Raw genomic sequence first — 14995 nt, forward strand, 5'->3', positions numbered from 1 at the left:
AAAGAGGGGCTACGTTAACGCCCATACAGGTTGCCGGGCGAGTCGTTGCTACTCTCATACCAAAATCTTTGGTTAGAAAACCCCCGAAGGGGAAGTTTAATTAATGATCCACGTTCCGTTGTCGGCGTTCTGGCAGGCTTTGCTTTTATTATCTACCGCAACGCAGGTGGATTTTTTGGCCGCGCGGCGAGGGCGAGGCCGGTCTTTTTTCAGCGTCTGGGTATACAGCTCGCTTTTGACCAGCGCCCTGAGCGGCACATAGCCCAGCAGCTCTTGTTTATCCTGCTCGGCGATAGCAAACCAGTGATTTTCTACCTCGCCCAGCACCGTGTAGCTTTGGCCGTTTTCAAGCTGGGCCAGCACTTTGCCACCAAAATCGGGTTTGCTCATGATGGAGCCCGGATAAAGCGCCCGATACTCGGCGTCAACAGGCGTAAACTCTTTTGGTACTTCAACGACATAGCGGTGAGTCAGGGTGACGCCGTTTACCGTGCTGGTCACAATGGTGTCGTCGGTCATCTTCGGCGGCGGCGCTTTACAGCCGACAACCGTAGTGACAACAAGGAGGACTAACAGGCTTCGCAATTTCATTGAGACGTTCCCTGAGAAAAAGGTTAAAACTCAACCGCCGCGGGAGCAAGGAGCGCCGCACAGGAAAATTATCCACGACGTGAGATACGCCCACGCAAAACGGTGCGGCGGCTTGAGTATCTCGCCGGCGCAAGGAATTCGCGTGGTTTCAGCATAGTAGCGTGATTTTACATAGCCCGGTTAACAATTCAATGGTGTTATAACAGTGGAATAACCTATTACGTACATGAAGGTTTGATGCCGGGTTAGCGCAGTAAAAAATTGGGCTGAGGTAAATGTAATCGGCTCGCCACTTAAAAGGAATGAAAAGCAGGGAGATGACGGTAATTTTTTGAATTTATTTGATAAATTCAGACTTTTCGTTGTGGTGTTATTTTTATTCTGTGGTCAATGCAAATCGTCTTTTGGGGTTTCCCTGAGGTTATTCTTAAAACAATAAAAAAACATCGGGCCGTCTTCAGGATGCCCGATGAGAAGGCAGAGGTTCAGGCTCCGCTCGATTGAGAAAATAACCGCAAAGCTCGCTCACCTGTTTCATCGATCGGCAGGTAAACCAGCAGCCTTGAACCGTCTCGCGGGGCAGAGTACCAGTTGACCTGTTGCATACCGAAGGTGCCGATCTGCGGATGCGTATACTGTTTGATATGGTTTTCGATATTGCGGATTTCATAGCGCTGCTCCCAGAGCGTTTTAAACGCGGGAGAGGCGGTGAAAAACGACTCCAGCAGCGCTTCCCAGCGCGGGTCGCCGCGGTGCTCGGTGATCCCGGCGCGGAACCAGCCGACAAACTTGGGCAGCACATCTTCGTTACAGTCCACCCGGCTGCGCCAGGTCTCATTGGTCAGATATTGATAAATGCAGTTGCGATGCTCCGGCGGTTCATTGTCGAGATCGACCCCCATTAGCTGGCAAAAATGTGAATTGTAGCCGAGGATGTCGAAGTTCGGCTTCTGGATACTGGCGGGGTTGGGCATCAGGGCGTCCAGCATCCGGCGGGCGGCGGGGCTGAGCCCCTCGCACTGCGCGGCGGCGGGCGCTTCGGACGGAGGCAGTCCGGCCAGAATAAACAAATGACGGGTTTCCGCCGGGGAGCACTGCAGCGCGCTGGCGATCGCCGCCATGGCGCTTGAGGATGGATTCACTTCTCGGCCCTGTTCCAGCCAGGTATACCAGGTTACGCCGATGTCAGCCAGCAGCGCCACTTCTTCACGGCGAAGGCCGGGCGTGCGCCGACGCCCGCTGCGCGGTAGCCCCAGCCGCTGCGGGTCCAGACTTTCACGCCGGGTGCGTAAAAACAGCGCCAGCATTTTACGGCTGTCGTCCAGCGGGCCATGCCGCAGCTCAGGCTGAGTGATGAGCATCACAAATACTCCAGAATAGTAGTGCCAGTACCAGTATAAGTAAGAACTGGTACCCGGTTAAATGTTCAGGGATCCTACGTCGGTATCCTGAACTATGCAATGGAGTCCCTGATGAATAATTCGCCTGTTTCACCCGGTCGTGCTGGCCTGGTGCTGCTGTTGACGGGCCAGATGCTGCCGTTAATCGACACGTCTATCACCAACGTGGCGCTGGACTCGATCACCCAGTCCCTCGGCACCACGCCAACCCAGCTTGAACTTATTGTGGCACTTTACGGCGTTGCTTTTGCCGTCAGTCTGGCGGTAGGCAGCAAACTGGGGGATAACCACGGCCGCCGCAGAACGCTGCTGTGGGGCGTGGCCCTGTTCGGCATTGCTTCTTTCCTGTGCGGGATCTCCAGTTCGGTCTCCGAACTGCTGGCAGCCCGTACCCTGCAAGGCGTTGGGGCTGCGCTGATCGTGCCGCAGATCCTTGCCACGCTGCACGTGACGCTCAAAGGCACCGCTCACGCCCGCGCCATCAGTCTGTACGGCGGCATTGGTGGGATAGCTTTTATTATCGGCCAGATGGGCGGCGGCTGGCTGGTGTCGGCGGATATTGCCGGGCTGGGCTGGCGAAACGCGTTCTTTATTAACGTGCCTATCTGCCTGTTGGTGCTGGTGCTGAGCCGGTTCTATATTCCTGAAACGCGAAGCGAAAGCCACTCGCGTATTGACTGGCAGGGCACCGTCACGCTCGCGCTGGTGCTGTGTTGCCTGCTGTTCCCGATGGCGCTTGGCCCCGAGCTGCACTGGCCATGGCCGATGCAGCTGATGCTGGTGGCGACATTGCCGCTCGGTTATCTGATGCGCGTTGGCGCGCTTAACCAACAGCAGCGGGGGCTACAGCCGCTGTTGCCGCCAAGACTGCTTAAGCTGGGCAGCATAAGGTTTGGCCTGCTGATCGCGCTGTTGTTCTTTACCTGCTGGTCGGGCTTTATGTTCTGCATGGCGCTGACGCTCCAGTCGGGCATGGGAATGGCGCCGTGGCAGTCCGGGAACAGCTTTATTGCCATGGGCATTTCGTATTTTGTTTCAGCGTGGTTTGCGCCGAGGCTTATCGTGCGCCACTCGCTAAGCACGATTCTACTGAGTGGGATTGCTATCCAGGTGGTTGGCCTGTTGGGGCTGATATTTACGCTCTGGCACTTTGGCACCCAAGCAGGCCCGCTGGCTATTGCCCCGGCGACGCTGGTGGTGGGCTACGGCCAGGCGCTGATTGTGAACAGCTTCTACCGCATCGGGATGCGCGATATCGACCTGAACGATGCCGGGGCGGCAAGCGCCATATTAAGCACCCTGCAGCAGTCTGCGCTGGGGCTTGGCCCGGCGGTCCTCGGAGCATTGTTCCTGCATCTGCAGCACCAAAGCGGGGATTACTCCGTGGCGATGATCGGTTTCCTGGCGGCTGAAATCGTGATGATGCTGGCGCTGGCAGTTGCCGCCGTTACCCGCCGTCAGCTTTTATCTGGGGTGAAAGTCTCTTTAAGATAACGCCCCGGCGGCTGGCCGATAATTCGGGTAAAGGCAGTGGTAAAGCTGCTGGCGCTTTGATAGCCCATATCATAGGCCACCTGAGTTATCGGCTCGCCGTTAACCAATTTCTCCACCGAACTGATAATCCGCATTCTCTCCCGCCAGCGGGTAAAACTCATCCCGACTTCGCTTTCGAAGAGGCGGCTTAATGTTCTGGGGCTGATGAAGGCAACGGCGGCCAGCTGCACCAGCGTTTTATTGCAGGCCGGATCTTCCCGCAGCAGGCTGGTGATTAGCCTCAGCCGCTTATCTTTACCCTCAGGCACAAACAGATCGGTTTTCAAAACTTGCTTGCGCAACTGGAAGTGCAGCAGTTGCGCAATGAGCTCAAGTTGCGCGCCCGAATCGACGTGGTGTTGAATCGCTAAGGCTTCTTTGGCCAGTTCCATCAGCAGGTTAGAGGCGACGATAAGCGAGCTATTTTCCGGCAATTGCAGCTCAAATCCTTGCCTGAAACGCAAATTGATCAGCCGCGAACGCTCGGTGTAAAGCGCCCGGTGTAGCAGGCCAGGCGGCACCCAAATGCCGTTACCAGGCGTAGCCAGCCACCAACCTGTTTCGTTTTGCAGACGAAGAGTGCCTTCCAGCGTCACGCTTAACTGGCCGTGTATATGGCGGTGAAACGTCACATCGTCACCCCGGTGATGGGCCATGTCGGAAGCAGCGATAGCCACGGATAGGGCATCTGGCATGTTGGCACTCCTGCGAAGTGTTTTGGCGGATTAGCGAAAGAATTATCTCATTCTTTTTCTGATAATGCTTGCATCGAGAAAATTAGAGGAGAACAAGATGAAAAAATTACGCTTCGTAGGTATCGCCGGTAGTTTGCGGGTAGATTCCGCTTCCCGTGCATTGCTCAACAGCATTGGTGGAATGTTGCCTGAGCAGAGTCATTTTAGCGTGCTTGATATTGGTGCCATGGAACATTACTGCCAGGATCTGGAAAAGGGGGAATTACCGGAGCCGGTGGTAAGCGCCCGCCGGTTAGTGGCTGAGGCCGATGCGGTGATCATTACGGTACCGGAATACAATCACGGCATGCCCGGCGTACTCAAGAATGCGCTCGACTGGCTGTCTCGGCCGGTCAGAGCCAGCTGTATGCTGGGAAAATATGTCTTTTTCGTTTCGCAGTCGACCGGCGCGCTTGGCGGCGTCAGGGCGCAATACCAGCTGCGGGAAACGCTGGCTTCAATGCTGTGCAATATGGTGCCGCTGCCGGAGCTGGCGGTCAGCTTCGCGAATCAGAAATTAGAGAACGGGCGTTTAATTGATTCAGCCACGGCGGCGTCTATTCGTACCCAGCTTGCCGTCTTTATTAAGGCGGTAGAGCAGAATAGCACAAACCGTTAACGACGGATTTATCGCCTTATATGGCAACAAAATAAGGATAAAATCCATACATGTGTGTGGATTTTTTTTGCCAATAACATCCCGATAACTAAGCGAATTACCGCTAATAATACCCGAAATACAGGATGTATTATTCGGCGGTGTTATTTTTATAATATTTGATTTTATTTTGTTTTTTTAATTAAAAAAATTATTGGCATTAATTGTATGGATTAATCAGGATGTGAATGAGATTTTAAAATATCGTGAAAGTGGGTTAACATAGATTTACTTCATTCACCTGCGATGCAATAGAATTATTATGCCTGCAATGAAAAAGACAATTATTTCTCTGACAACACTGGCGTTATTCGTCAGCTCTGCTAGCTACGCTAACGCGGATTCCACGCAAAAAACCGACTTCCTGCTGATTGGCGGCGGTATTATGAGCGCCTCTCTCGGGACGTGGCTCCAGGAGTTGCAGCCGGACTGGAAACAGGTCATGGTTGAGAAGCTTGACGGCGTGGCGCTTGAGTCCTCGAACGGCTGGAATAATGCCGGTACCGGGCACTCGGCAAATATGGAACTGAACTATACGCCGGAGCGCACGGACGGTTCTATTGATGTCAGCAAAGCGCTGGAAATTAACGAACAGTTTATGATTTCCCGCCAGTTCTGGTCCGCACAAATTCAGCGCGGTATTTTGAACGACCCGCATTCGTTTATTAATTCCACACCGCACATGAGTTTTGTCTGGGGCGATAAAAACGTTGAGTATCTGACCAAGCGCTATGCCGCGCTGCAGAAAACCACGCTGTTCCAGGGGATGAAATTCTCCACCAACCACGAGCAAATTAAACAGTGGGCTCCGCTGGTGATGGAAGGGCGCGACCCAAATCAAAAAGTGGCGGCGACCTGGACGCCAGTAGGGACCGACGTTAACTACGGTGAAATTACCCGCCAGCTGATCGGCAGCCTGAAAAAAAGCCCGAATTTCTCCCTGCAGACCTCTTCTGAAGTCACCGACTTCAAACGCAACGGCGATAATTCCTGGCACGTCACCATCAAAGACGTCACCAGCGGCAAAGAGCACGCCATCGACGCGAAATATGTCTTTATCGGGGCTGGCGGCGGTGCACTGAAACTGCTGCAGGAAACCGGTATTCCGGAATCGAAAAACTATGCCGGTTTCCCGGTGGGTGGCTCCTTCCTGATGACCGAAAACCCGGCGGTAACCAGCCAGCATCTTGAAAAAGTGTATGGTCAGGCCTCCGTGGGTGCACCGCCGATGTCCGTGCCGCACATTGATGCCCGCTTTATCGACGGCAAGCGCGTGGTGCTGTTCGGGCCGTTCGCGACCTTCTCTACCAAATTCCTGAAAAACGGCTCTTTCTTTGATCTGCTGAGCACCACCACCACCAGCAACTTTATGCCGATGACCGACGTAGGTCTGGATAACTTTGACCTGGTGAAATACCTGATTGGTCAGGTGATGCTGAGTGATGAAGATCGCTTTGAAGCGCTGAAAGAGTACTACCCGCAGGCGCGTAAAGAAGACTGGAAACTGATTCAGGCTGGCCAACGCGTGCAGATCATCAAAAAAGATGAAAACAAAGGCGGCGTCCTGAAGCTCGGTACCGAAGTGGTTGTTGACCAGCAGAAAACCATTTCTGCTCTGCTGGGCGCATCCCCAGGCGCGTCTACCGCGGCACCTATCACGCTGAACGTGCTGAAGCAGATGTTCCCGCAGCAGTTCAACTCGCCTGAGTGGCAGAGTAAGATCCGCGCTGTTGTGCCAAGCTACGGCCAGGAGATGAACGGCAACGCGGCGCTGACGCAGAAAGTGTGGGATGACACCGCGGCCACGCTGCAGCTGACCAAACCGCCGGTCATTCAAATGAACGACCAGAGCGCAACCCCGGTAGCAAAACCAGCCGAAGCGAAAGCGGACGCGGCTACCCAGCACGACATGGCGCTGTAAGTTAACGCCTCAGCCAGCCGCTGTTACGACAGAGGCAATGATAAAAAAAGCCAGCCGCAAGGCTGGCTTTTCTCTTTCAGGTGCCGTTACAGCCCGCGTTTATCCATCAGCAGGGCAAGGTCAACCAGGCGGTTAGAGAAGCCCCATTCGTTGTCGTACCAGGCCAGGATTTTCACCAGGTTACCGCCAATCACCAGGGTCGAAAGCCCGTCAATAATCGAAGATCGCGGGTCACCCTGATAGTCGCTGGAAACCAGCGGCTCATCGCTGTAGCCCAGAATGTCTTTCAGCGGGCCAGCTTCAGCGGCTTTGCGGAACGCGGCATTCACTTCTTCCGCCGTGACATCGCGTTTGAGCGTCACGGTTAAATCAACGATAGACACCACTGGTACAGGCACGCGCAAAGAGTAGCCTGTCAGGCGACCGTCAAGCTCGGGGATAACCTTGCCGAGGGCTTTAGCCGCGCCGCTGGAATATGGCACAATCGATAGCGCTGCCGCACGTGCACCACGCAGGTCTTTTTCTGGCTGGTCGTGCAGCGCCTGGCTGTTGGTGTAGGCGTGAGTCGTGTTCATCAGGCCGTGTTCAATGCCGAATGCCTGATGCAGTACCTGCGCGGCAGGGGCCAGGCCGTTGGTGGTACAGCTGCCGTTGCTGACCACAAAGTGTTTCTGCGGATCGTAACTTTCGTGGTTCACGCCCAGCACGATAGTCAGATCGTCGTCTTTACCAGGGGCAGAAATGATCACGCGTTTTGCGCCGCCGTGGGTGATGTGAACTTCTGCTTTTTCGCGGCTGGTGAAGAAGCCGGTGGCCTCGATAACGACATCTACGCCGACCTCACGCCATGGGATCTGCGCCGGATCTCTTTCGCTGAAAACGCGAACCGGCTTGCCGTCAACGTGCAGCAGCCCTTCGGAGGCTTCCACTGGCGCAGGCAGTTTACCCATCAGCGAGTCGTGTTTTAACAGGTGCGCAAGGGTTTTGCTGTCCGTCAGATCGTTGATGGCCACGATCTCAATATTGGGGTTACCCAGGGCAGCGCGCAGCACGTTACGTCCGATTCGGCCAAAACCATTAATCCCGACCTTAACCATGATTCACTCCTTCTCTTGAATGTCTGAGGTCAGAGTAGGCGCAGAGTGGAATGGCGTAAATGACAAAAAAGGATCAATTCATGCCAACTTCCGGCAGTGGAAGCGCTCGCGGTATTCCCCCGGCGTGAGGTGAAGCTGGCGCTCAAAGACGCGGCGCAGGTTAATGGCGGTGCCAAAGCCCGAGGCGCAGGCGACCCGCTCCAGGGTGTCGTTCGACTGCTCAAGATGATGGCGGGCGGCGGCCAGCCGGGCTTCTTCCACATAGCGGGCGGGCGTGACGCCGGTTTCACGGGTAAAGACGCGGGTAAAATTACGCGGACTCATGGCGACCCGTTCCGCCAGTTTTTCCACCGATAAATCCTCCGCCAGGTTATCCAGCAGCCAGTCCTGGAGCTGACTTATCGGCCCGGTATTGGCCGCCTGGCGCAGATGATAGCGGCTAAACTGTAGCTGACCGCCGGGGCGATGGAGGTACATCACCAGATCCTGGGCCACATCCCGCGCGAGGGTAAAGCCGTAATCCGCCTCAACTAACGCGAGCGTAAGGTCAAAGCCGGAACTCACGCCGCCGGAGGTCCACACCGGGCCGTCCTGAATATACAGAGGGCCGCCTTCCACTTTGATTTGCGGCCACCTGGCCTGCATCTCTTCCAGCATTCGCCAGTGGGTGGTTGCCCGGCGGCCATCCAGCAGCCCGGCGCGGGCCAGCAGCATCGCACCGCCGCACACGGAGGCAATGCGCTGAGTATTTGGCGCGGCGCGGTATAACCAGTCGACCACCGCGCTGCCTTCAGGTTCGCTCTGGCCTTTGCCGGTGATCATGATGGTGTCGCGGGGCTCATTGGGGTCGAGGTCGGCCAGCCTGTGGTCAGCCAGCAGGTTCAGGCCGGACATGCCGTGCACGACGTGATGAGGTTGAGTGGTGGCGATACTGATGCGGTAGCGAGGCTCGGTCAAGGCGTCCGCATGCAGTCGGTTAGCCTGCATCAGAATATCGGCGATACCGGCGGCTTCGAACAGCATGCCGCCGTCAGGAACAATTATCAGGATCGTTTTCATGTCCTGAAAAGTACGCTTTTAACAAATTAAGTCAAGTGGGCTAGCCGTAATGCCGCTGTCCCCAGGCCAGGGCGGTTTCAATCAGTCGGGCTAGCACCTGCTGGAATTGCGCGCCCTTATCGTCTGACCAGGCAAAACTCTCTTCATCCATGTAGCAACACTGCGCCACTTCCAGCTGTACCGCATGGATATTTTGCTGTGGCGCACCGTAATGGCGCGTGATGTACCCGCCCTTGAAGCGCCCGTTCAGCACTTTGCTGTAGCCGTTGAAATGCTCGCTGGTTTTTAACAGTTCAGCGCTGAGTACCGGATCGCAGCTGGTGCCGTCTGCGGTGCCGAAGTTAAGATCCGGCAGGCGGCCTTCGAACAGGCGAGGTACCACGGATTTGATGGAATGCGCATCCCACAGCAGCGCATAGCCAAAGGTTTCTTTCAGCCTTGCCAGTTCCTGGGCCAGCGCCTGATGATAGGGCTGCCAGATGTTGGTCAGGATATCTGCTCTGGCCTGCACATCGGGGGATTTTCCCGCCTCGAACAGCGGTTCACCGTCGAAAAAAATGTCCGGGTAAAGCCCGGTAGTGGCGGTGGTGTACAGCGGCTTATCGTCCGACGGGCGGTTCAAATCCACCACGTAGCGGGAGTAGTTGGCGCTGAGTATGCTGGCACCCATCTCGCGTATAGGCTGATAAAGTTTGGGAATATGCCAGTCGGTATCTTCCAGTTTTTTGGCACGCGCCGTCAGCCCGTTTGCCACTTCCGGCGTTAACTGTGTACCGGGATGCGGCATGCTGATCAGCAGCGGCAGCTTGCCCTGATGAAGCTCAAAGCCCTTAATCATTCCACACCTCTTTACCTTGATAGATAACCTGTTTGGAGAGCGTGCCGCCCAGCCAGTAGCTCAGCTCGGCGGGATGGTCTATTTCCCAGGCAACAAAGCTGGCTTCTTTCCCGGCTTCAAGAGTGCCCGTTTTCTCACCGATCCCGAGTGCGCGCGCCGCATTCAGCGTCACGCCAGCAAGCGCTTCTTCCGGCGTCAGGCCAAACAGCGTGCAGACCATATTCATCATCAGACGCAGGGATTGCACCGGGGAGGTGCCCGGGTTCAGATCGCTGGAAATGGCTATTGGCACATGATGTTTACGCAGCAGCGCCACCGGCGGCTTCTGCGTTTCGCGCAGGAAGTAAAATGCGCCGGGCAGCAGCACGGCGGTTGTACCGTGTTTTGCCATCAGCGTAATATCGTCCTCGCAGAGATATTCCAGATGGTCGGCGGAAAGCGCATTGTGGCGGGCGGCGAGCCCCGCGCCATGCAGCAGCGAAAGCTGTTCGGCATGAAGCTTAACCGGCAGGCCCAGCTCATGGGCTTTCACAAAGACGCGCTCAACCTGCGGCACGGAAAAGGCCAGGTGTTCACAGAAGGCATCGACGGCGTCAACCAGCCCTTCGCGATGCAATTCCGGTAACCAACGTTCGCAAACGTCGGTGATAAAATCGTCGCTGCGGTCTTTGTATTCCGGGGGCAGGGCGTGTGCAGCCAGGCAGGTACTGTAAATCGTCAGCGGCAGACTTTGTGCCAGCTGGCGGACAACGCGCAGCATTTTGCGCTCGTCGTCAAAGCTGAGGCCGTAGCCCGATTTCACTTCCAGAGTCGTCACGCCGTCTTTACGCAGCGCATTGATACGGCGACTGGCGCTTGCCAGCAGCTCGGCTTCGCTGGCCTGACGCGTGGCCTTCACCGTGCTGGCTATCCCGCCGCCGGCTGCGGCAATATCCGCGTAGGTGGCCCCGTTCAGGCGCATCTCAAATTCCTGGCTGCGGTTGCCGCCGAACACGCTGTGGGTGTGGCAGTCGATAAGGCCGGGGGTGACGAATTTACCCTGAAGGTCGCGTTCTTCGTCGTGGGGCTGGTTGGGACGCTGGCTTTCGGTGCCAACCCAGGCAATTTTCTCGCCTTCGGTCAGCAGCGCCGCGTCTTCGATAATATTGTACTTGCCGCTGACCATGGTGGTGATGCGGCAGTTACGCCATAAAATCCGCATAAGATCTCTCTCATCAGGACGGGGCACGGCGAAAGCCGCGCCCCAGGGGAACTACTTCGCCAGCATTGGCAGGTTCAGGCCGTGTTCTCTGGCGCACTCAATAGCAATATCATAGCCCGCATCCGCATGGCGCATCACGCCGGTGGCCGGGTCGTTGTTCAACACGCGAGCAATACGCTCCGCCGCTTCGTCGGTACCGTCGCAGACGATAACCATGCCGGAGTGCTGTGAGAAGCCCATGCCGACGCCGCCGCCGTGGTGCAGGGAAACCCAGGTCGCGCCGCTGGCCGTGTTCAGCAGGGCGTTCAGCAGTGGCCAGTCGGACACGGCATCGGAGCCATCCTGCATCGATTCGGTTTCGCGGTTGGGGCTTGCCACCGAGCCGGAATCAAGGTGATCGCGGCCAATGACGATAGGGGCGGACAGCTCGCCGCTTCTGACCATTTCGTTAAACGCCAGGCCCAGTTTTGCGCGCTGGCCGAGGCCGACCCAGCAGATACGCGCCGGCAGGCCCTGGAAGCTAATGCGCTCTTTGGCCATGTCCAGCCAGCGGTGCAGGTGCTTGTCGTCCGGGATCAGCTCTTTGACTTTGGCATCGGTACGGTAGATATCTTCCGGGTTGCCGGAGAGTGCGGCCCAGCGGAAAGGCCCGATCCCACGGCAGAACAGCGGGCGAATATAGGCCGGCACAAAGCCCGGGAAATCAAAGGCGTTGCTGACGCCCATCTCTTTGGCCATCTGGCGGATGTTGTTGCCGTAATCAAAGGTAGGGATGCCCTGCTGCTGGAAGGCGAGCATCGCTTTCACGTGCTCCGCCATGGACGCTTTCGCTGCCTGAGTGACCACCGCAGGCTCGACGGCTGCGCGCTCGCGATACTCTTCCCAGCTCCAGCCAACGGGCAGGTAGCCGTTGAGCGGGTCGTGGGCGCTGGTCTGATCGGTAACCATGTCCGGGCGCACGCCGCGCTTCACCAGTTCAGGCAGAATTTCTGCCGCATTACCGTGCAGGGCAATAGAAACAGCTTTCCCTTCGCCGGTGTAGCGTTTGAGGCGGTTGAGGGCGTCGTCCAGATCTTTAGCCTGCTCGTCGACATACCCGGTGCGCAGGCGGAAGTCGATGCGCGACTGCTGGCATTCAATGTTCAGTGAACAGGCACCGGCAAGGGTAGCGGCCAGCGGCTGCGCGCCGCCCATGCCGCCGAGGCCCGCGGTGAGCACCCAGCGCCCGGTTAGCGAGCCGTTGTAGTGCTGGCGGCCAGCTTCCACGAAAGTTTCATAGGTGCCCTGCACAATGCCCTGGCTGCCGATGTAGATCCACGACCCGGCGGTCATCTGGCCGTACATCGCCAGACCTTTGGCGTCCAGCTCATTGAAGTGTTCCCAGTTAGCCCAGTGCGGCACCAGGTTAGAGTTGGCAATCAGCACGCGAGGGGCGTTGGCGTGGGTTTTAAAGACGCCAACCGGCTTGCCGGACTGCACCAGCAGGGTTTCATCATCATTCAGGGCTTTGAGCGCTTCGACCATTTTGTCGTAGCACTCCCAGTTTCTCGCCGCCCGGCCAATGCCGCCGTAAACCACCAGTTCTTTCGGGTTTTCAGCCACATCGGGATCGAGGTTATTCATCAGCATGCGCAGCGGAGCTTCCGTCAGCCAGCTTTTGGCATTCAGCTTCGTGCCGCGTGGCGCCCTGATTTCAACATCACGATAACGAGAAAACTCACTCTTCATGGGGTTCACCTTGTTTTGAGATAACGGGGAAAGTGCTCACGAAAAATACCATGTCATCTTTTCGTTTGCTTGTATATACATGATTATCACATTTGATGTCAGGCACGAAAAACATTTTATTATTCTTTTAAATCAACACATTAAATAATAACGGATAAGTAGTTACATCATATATCGTTTCTTTTTCGACCTCTTCCGCACCATTTTGGCGCTCTTTACAAAGAGATTGATCCTTTTTGGGGCAAAAATAGCAGTTCAGATAGCTGGAAAATCCCCCGGAAGGCACCGTTTAATCCTGATAAAAATCACGGATTGATCACACTTAAAATTTAATAAATTCATTATTTATTTGTTTTTAAACAATAAATTTTATTGTTTTTAATGTTGCGTATTTGTTATGGCACAGGCTTTGCAGATTGTACATACAATGCTATACATAGCTTTTTTACGCAGCCGTTCATTTCTTCGGCAGCCAGATGACCATGAGGCGTAGCGATGATTACTTTCAACAATGTGACCAAGTTTTATGACGACGGCACGGTCGTGGTGGATGGACTGAATCTCACCGCACCCGGCGGCAAGATCACCGTGCTGGTAGGCCCTTCCGGTTGTGGGAAAACAACGTCACTGCGCATGATCAATCGGCTGATCGAGCCGTCTTCCGGCGACATTCTGCTTAACGGCGAATCCACCTCCGCCATGGACGTGGTGCAGCTGCGCCGCCGTATTGGCTACGTTATTCAGAATGCGGGCCTGTTCCCGCATCGAAACATCATCGACAACATTGCTACCACCGCGATCCTCAACGGCATGCCTAAGGCTAAAGCCCGTGCGCGAGCGGGGGAACTGCTGGAAGTCGTCGGCCTGGCCCCGCAGTTGGCCAAACGCTATCCGTGGCAGCTTTCCGGCGGCCAGCAGCAGCGTGTCGGGGTTGCCCGAGCGTTGGCCGCTGACCCGGAGTTCATGCTGATGGATGAACCCTTTAGCGCCGTGGACCCGGTGGTGCGTGACCAGTTGCAGGAGGAGTTTCTCCGCATTCAAAAGGAAGTGAGTAAAACCATCATTATGGTGACGCACGATATTGACGAGGCGATGAAGCTGGGCGATCTGGTCGCGGTCCTGAAGCCCGGCGGCAAGCTGGGGCAGATGGCATCCCCTGGTGAACTGCTTAACGCCCCGCAGAGTGATTTTGTCGCCGACTTTATTGGCCGCGACCGCGGCTATCGCAAGCTGAGTTTCTACAATTCCGGGCCGCTGGCCTCAATGCAAACGGAGCCTACCGCCGAAGTGGGCACGCCTATTGATATGGCTCGCAACATTGCGGTGCAGCGCTGGCTGCTGGTCACCCGCGAAGGCAAAGCCTGCGGCTGGTTTGATACGCATCAGCAGGTTGAGGCCGTGGTGCCGGAGCATATTAATCTGGGCGCCACCTTCTTCCCACAAACCGGCACGCTGCGCCAGATGCTTGACTCAGCGCTCAGCTCGCCGTGCCACCGGGCGGTGGTGATTGGCGAGCGGGCAGAAGTGCTGGGGACGCTGGGGCTGGATCACGTCCTGGATGCCTGCAAGTCGATGGCGCGGGAGGCGGTATGAGATTTGACTGGCTGTGGGCGCAGAGCGACAAAATTTTCCATCTGCTGCTGTGGCATCTCTACCTTTCGGTGACGCCGATCCTGATTGGCCTGCTGCTGGCCATTCCGGCTGGCTGGCTGGTGAGCAGTATGCCGCGCGTGAAGGGCGTCATTCTTAACCTGTTCGGGCTGCTGTACACCATCCCGTCTCTGGCGCTGTTTGTGCTGCTGCCGCCGCTGCTCGGCACGCAGATCCTCGACCCGATCAACGTGGTGGTGGCGCTGACAATTTATAGCTTTGCGCTGCTGGTCAGAACCGTGTGCGACGGGCTGGATTCAGTACCCACCGACACCCGGCAGTCCGCCTTTGCCCTCGGCTACAAACCGGTGCACCAGTTTTTCCAGGTTGATTTGCCGCTGGCGGTGCCGGTGATTGGCTCCGGGATGCGGGTTGCCGTGGTGTCTAACGTCAGCATCGTTTCCGTCGCCGCGCTGATCGGTGCCCCGCAGCTCGGGTCGCTGTTTACCCAGGGGTTTCAGCTGCAGTTTCTGACACCGATTATTGCCGGCATCGTTCTGTGTATCGTGCTGGCTTTCGTGCTCGACTGCGTGGTTGTGGCCGTCACCCGCTCATTAAGCCGCTGGCAGCCAACAAGGGGATAAA

Annotated in this window: 13 protein-coding genes; 5 read left to right on the forward strand and 8 right to left on the reverse strand. The window is 56.4% G+C overall.

Translation table 11 applies throughout. The annotated features are described in order from the left end of the window. Positions 1-96: 96 nt before the first annotated feature. Positions 97-591: an SH3 domain-containing protein gene (locus tag WFN87_RS06405; protein WP_166991918.1), complete on the reverse strand. Its 495-nt coding sequence runs from the start codon at positions 589-591 to the stop codon at positions 97-99. 485 nt (positions 592-1076) lie between these two features. Further along, complete coding sequence (locus WFN87_RS06410) at positions 1077-1952, reverse strand: helix-turn-helix transcriptional regulator (RefSeq protein ID WP_008454110.1); 876 nt, start codon at positions 1950-1952, stop codon at positions 1077-1079. Between the two features lie 111 nt (positions 1953-2063). Here WFN87_RS06410 and WFN87_RS06415 point away from each other — a divergent pair, with 111 nt between their 5' ends. Next, positions 2064-3485: an MFS transporter gene (locus WFN87_RS06415; RefSeq protein ID WP_336982355.1), complete on the forward strand. Its 1422-nt coding sequence runs from the start codon at positions 2064-2066 to the stop codon at positions 3483-3485. Here the strand turns inward: WFN87_RS06415 and WFN87_RS06420 are convergent. Then, positions 3449-4219, reverse strand: a complete 771-nt coding sequence (locus WFN87_RS06420) for a helix-turn-helix domain-containing protein (RefSeq protein WP_336982354.1) — start codon at positions 4217-4219, stop codon at positions 3449-3451. The genes WFN87_RS06415 and WFN87_RS06420 overlap by 37 nt on opposite strands. Positions 4220-4316: 97 nt before the next feature. On the opposite strand from WFN87_RS06420, the gene WFN87_RS06425 reads away from it, so the two are divergent. Next, positions 4317-4877, forward strand: a complete 561-nt coding sequence (locus WFN87_RS06425; RefSeq protein WP_336982353.1) for an NADPH-dependent FMN reductase — start codon at positions 4317-4319, stop codon at positions 4875-4877. Positions 4878-5178: 301 nt separating this feature from the next. Then, on the forward strand, positions 5179-6837 hold the full coding sequence (mqo, locus tag WFN87_RS06430) for a malate dehydrogenase (quinone) (protein WP_336982352.1): 1659 nt from the start codon (positions 5179-5181) through the stop codon (positions 6835-6837). 86 nt (positions 6838-6923) lie between these two features. Here mqo and gap read toward each other — a convergent pair whose 3' ends face one another. The 5 genes from gap to hutU form a co-directional block, all read right to left on the reverse strand. Further along, entirely contained in the window at positions 6924-7934 is a 1011-nt protein-coding gene (gap, locus tag WFN87_RS06435; protein WP_166873177.1) for a type I glyceraldehyde-3-phosphate dehydrogenase, read from the reverse strand. A gap of 78 nt (positions 7935-8012) precedes the next feature. Next, a complete protein-coding gene (locus WFN87_RS06440; RefSeq protein WP_336982351.1) occupies positions 8013-8993 on the reverse strand; it encodes a GlxA family transcriptional regulator in 981 nt (326 codons plus the stop codon). A 40-nt stretch (positions 8994-9033) separates the two neighbouring features. Continuing rightward, the gene (gene hutG / locus WFN87_RS06445; RefSeq protein WP_166991936.1) at positions 9034-9831 is read right to left on the reverse strand and encodes an N-formylglutamate deformylase; all 798 of its coding nucleotides are present in this window, start codon (positions 9829-9831) and stop codon (positions 9034-9036) included. After that, positions 9824-11032 carry an imidazolonepropionase gene (hutI, locus tag WFN87_RS06450; RefSeq protein ID WP_336982350.1) on the reverse strand — a complete coding sequence of 403 codons (1209 nt, stop codon included), beginning with the start codon at positions 11030-11032 and terminating at the stop codon, positions 9824-9826. Before hutI ends, hutG begins: the two co-directional genes overlap by 8 nt. A 51-nt stretch (positions 11033-11083) precedes the next feature. Then, positions 11084-12760: a urocanate hydratase gene (gene hutU, locus WFN87_RS06455; protein WP_008454128.1), complete on the reverse strand. Its 1677-nt coding sequence runs from the start codon at positions 12758-12760 to the stop codon at positions 11084-11086. A 495-nt stretch (positions 12761-13255) separates the two neighbouring features. Here hutU and WFN87_RS06460 point away from each other — a divergent pair, with 495 nt between their 5' ends. Both WFN87_RS06460 and WFN87_RS06465 read left to right on the forward strand, forming a co-directional pair. After that, positions 13256-14353, forward strand: coding sequence for an ABC transporter ATP-binding protein (locus tag WFN87_RS06460; RefSeq protein WP_039303885.1), 1098 nt, complete (start codon positions 13256-13258; stop codon positions 14351-14353). After that, positions 14350-14994, forward strand: a complete 645-nt coding sequence (locus WFN87_RS06465) for an ABC transporter permease (RefSeq protein WP_008454132.1) — start codon at positions 14350-14352, stop codon at positions 14992-14994. The genes WFN87_RS06460 and WFN87_RS06465 overlap by 4 nt, the downstream gene beginning before the upstream one ends. The last annotated feature ends 1 nt before the right edge of the window (position 14995 follow it).

The organism is Cedecea sp. AS113 (assembly GCF_037152415.1).
Classification (GTDB): Bacteria; Pseudomonadota; Gammaproteobacteria; order Enterobacterales; family Enterobacteriaceae; genus Cedecea.

Coding starts and splice junctions, on each gene's coding strand:
- WFN87_RS06405 (WP_166991918.1), bottom strand. CDS start 591: ATGAAATTGCGAAGCCTGTTAGTCCTCCTTGTTGTCACTACGGTTGTC.
- WFN87_RS06410 (WP_008454110.1), bottom strand. CDS start 1,952: ATGCTCATCACTCAGCCTGAGCTGCGGCATGGCCCGCTGGACGACAGC.
- WFN87_RS06415 (WP_336982355.1), top strand. CDS start 2,064: ATGAATAATTCGCCTGTTTCACCCGGTCGTGCTGGCCTGGTGCTGCTG.
- WFN87_RS06420 (WP_336982354.1), bottom strand. CDS start 4,219: ATGCCAGATGCCCTATCCGTGGCTATCGCTGCTTCCGACATGGCCCAT.
- WFN87_RS06425 (WP_336982353.1), top strand. CDS start 4,317: ATGAAAAAATTACGCTTCGTAGGTATCGCCGGTAGTTTGCGGGTAGAT.
- mqo (WP_336982352.1), top strand. CDS start 5,179: ATGCCTGCAATGAAAAAGACAATTATTTCTCTGACAACACTGGCGTTA.
- gap (WP_166873177.1), bottom strand. CDS start 7,934: ATGGTTAAGGTCGGGATTAATGGTTTTGGCCGAATCGGACGTAACGTG.
- WFN87_RS06440 (WP_336982351.1), bottom strand. CDS start 8,993: ATGAAAACGATCCTGATAATTGTTCCTGACGGCGGCATGCTGTTCGAA.
- hutG (WP_166991936.1), bottom strand. CDS start 9,831: ATGATTAAGGGCTTTGAGCTTCATCAGGGCAAGCTGCCGCTGCTGATC.
- hutI (WP_336982350.1), bottom strand. CDS start 11,032: ATGCGGATTTTATGGCGTAACTGCCGCATCACCACCATGGTCAGCGGC.
- hutU (WP_008454128.1), bottom strand. CDS start 12,760: ATGAAGAGTGAGTTTTCTCGTTATCGTGATGTTGAAATCAGGGCGCCA.
- WFN87_RS06460 (WP_039303885.1), top strand. CDS start 13,256: ATGATTACTTTCAACAATGTGACCAAGTTTTATGACGACGGCACGGTC.
- WFN87_RS06465 (WP_008454132.1), top strand. CDS start 14,350: ATGAGATTTGACTGGCTGTGGGCGCAGAGCGACAAAATTTTCCATCTG.